Raw genomic sequence first — 2645 nt, 5'->3', positions numbered from 1 at the left:
TGTTGTTCGGCATTTTGTCTTGCTTGCTCCTTTTGTTCGAGAATTTCTACATAAGTGGCAAAACGTTCTCCATCGGGTCGATAAATTTTTAATTCCTTACCCTCTTTTTCAAAGCGAATTCCTAATTGGGGACTTATCCAACCTTCCATCACTTCTATGGGAGTGAGAACTTCTCCTCGACGCAACCATCCTTTTAATCTTCCTGTGTCTGGGTCATAAACATAATACTCTTGCGCCCCATATTCTGAATAGAACTCTAGTTTTGTCACTTCCAATTCAGTAATACTGTTGCTAGGAGAAGCAATTTCAAACACAACTTGTGGTGGAATATTTTCTTCTTCCCACTGTTTATAGGAACGTCTATCTCCTTGAGGGCGACCGAAAACTACCATCACATCAGGAGCTTGTTTTACCCAAGGTTGTCTGTGCTTGGGATACCAAAATAAGTCTCCGGCAACAAACACGTTGGGGTTGTCTTTGTACATACCAGCAATACCCCCAACAATAGTGGTAATGAAACGGAATTGAATTGTATTATCTGCCAAAGGTAAACCGTCACTTTCTGGATAAATAATTTCTGGTGTAGTAGAGGATGTCATTTCAGTTATCAGTTATCAGTTATCAGTTATCAGTTATCAGTGCCTCTGCCTGTTTGCGCGACATTCCGTAGGAAAGTCAGAGGCTTGAATTTAACCCATCCTTTAGGGAGCTATACTATATTTAGTGTATCATTATTATAGTTTTTATTATCAATAATAGCACAAATGTAGTAGGAAAGAAAATGTTTATCTTACTTATTCATTCTCAGGTCTAAGGTCCAGTTTTATCTGTTCCCTAAAAGCATAAAATTTTATACATCCAAAACTAGAAAACTGCTGTAAATATTCAACAGGGTATTATTATATTAAGCAATTCTCATAAAGGTGAGGTCCCAAATTCATTTGTTCTAGGGAGCAGGGATTAGTAACTTGAGAAACAGGGAATAGAAAAGAACAAAAACAACTGTATCTCAGTAACTTGAGAAACGCTATAGTAGAGTCAAAAAAAACTAAATATTTTTCCTTTTTTTTATGATACTTTTCTCAACAAATGCGATGGATTTTACTGATAACTGGTAACTGGTAACTGATAACTGAAATGACTTCCTTTTTGAGTTTTGTTAATTTTAATGAACGTAGGATGAAACAAATTAATTTACTGATATCTTTTATAGTGGCAAAGTTTGGTAAAATCTTAGAAATATGTAGATATATCTGCAAAAATATAAGCTATCAAAAACCTACTGAATTAATCTTACCAAAGGAGGAAAATATGCCAATTCCACAAATTTACAATCGCGATGTTTTTATTTTGATAGACCGTAGTGGCTCCATGACAATATCTGATGCTACTACAGGAAGCAAAAATCGTTGGCAATATCTTCAAGAAACTGTACAAGGTCATGTCTTTGAAATTCTGTCCGAACAAGATGATGATTATGGCATAATTTGTGATGAGTTAACTTTATATTTTTTCAATCGAAATCAACAACCGACAAAAACTATTTATCTTAGAGATGCTGCCCAAGTACAAGCTGCTTTTAAGGAAAATAAACCTGGTGGTGCGACTTACATTGCTCCTACTTTAAATGAGGCAGTATCTCAATGGTTTTCTAATAGAACTGATGATAAAGGTGCTTTTATAATTATCTATACTGATGGTCAAATTGATGATAGCAAAGAATTTATTAATGTTATTGGAAAAACTTGTTCTAATATTAATAGTCAAGATGAGATTAAAATTTTAATGATTGGTGTAGGTAGTGATATTGAGACAGAGGGAGCAATAGATTTTTATTTAGGAATTGATTTAAATGCTAATAAATTTCAATCTAGACGAGGAGAAGATTGTAATATCTTTATTTTTGATTTAATAGATGAGGTGATGGATGAGGGTATTATTGCTGCTCTTGAACGTCAACTTGAGGGAGACCCAAGAAAAGGATTAGGTGGTTGGATAAAAGAAAGATATCCAGGTTTATATGGTAAATTTTTTGCTTCTTAATATTAGGAAGGAAGAAGGAGGAAGGAAGAAGAAAGAAGCAAGGATAAAAATATTTATGAATTTAATTCCTTACTATCGAATGTGCAAAGATGTTTTCTCACCACTGTCTAAGTTAGAGTATTTTTCTTCTTTACTTTCTCCTAAATACTGACTACTGACTACTGAACTTATTCTAATATTTATTAACTTGTGTAATATTTGTGAAATTTTTTAATCTAACACTAAATAATACCAAATCCGGTTTTCAAAACTATGTTTTTCAAATTCCTTTCTAACCCTTCTGCCTTCTGCCCTCTGCTTTACCTTACGATAAACCTTACTTTCAAAACAGGGTTTAGTATAATTAGCCTAAAAACTAAAGCTTCTTCAAATCTATAGATAAAATCATGAGATTTTCACTGCAAAATTCTAGTCTAAAGCCTCCCATTTTAAGGGGATAAAAAAAGAGAATATTTCAGATTTCAATCCCAGTGCTTTCCTAGGTCATGCTACGCAAACAGCCAGGTGTACTAATAACTATTAACTGCTAACTAATAACTAATAACTAATAACTAATAACTGATAACTGATAACTGATAACTGATAACTGATAACTGATAACT

The 2645-nt window shown here is 33.3% G+C and carries 2 protein-coding genes; one reads left to right on the top strand and one right to left on the bottom strand.

Annotation, left to right across the window (positions count from 1 at the left end; translation table 11 throughout):
* Positions 1–599: Uma2 family endonuclease (locus tag AC3DU7_RS30700; protein ID WP_488043022.1), on the bottom strand; the 599-nt coding region annotated here is incomplete at its 3' end.
* A gap of 538 nt (positions 600–1137) precedes the next feature.
* Between AC3DU7_RS30700 and AC3DU7_RS30695 the strand changes: the two genes are divergently transcribed.
* On the top strand, positions 1138–2043 hold the full coding sequence (locus AC3DU7_RS30695) for a VWA domain-containing protein (RefSeq protein ID WP_488043021.1): 906 nt from the start codon (positions 1138–1140) through the stop codon (positions 2041–2043).
* The last annotated feature ends 602 nt before the right edge of the window (positions 2044–2645 follow it).

It is taken from the genome of Okeania sp., assembly GCF_983059655.1.
The sequence above is the reverse complement of the archived record's forward strand: the minus strand, read 5'-3'. Positions and strand labels throughout refer to the sequence as shown.

Bases quoted from the DNA above. Each gene is read 5' to 3' on its own strand.
- AC3DU7_RS30695 (WP_488043021.1), top strand. From the start codon at position 1,138: ATGACTTCCTTTTTGAGTTTTGTTAATTTTAATGAACGTAGGATGAAA.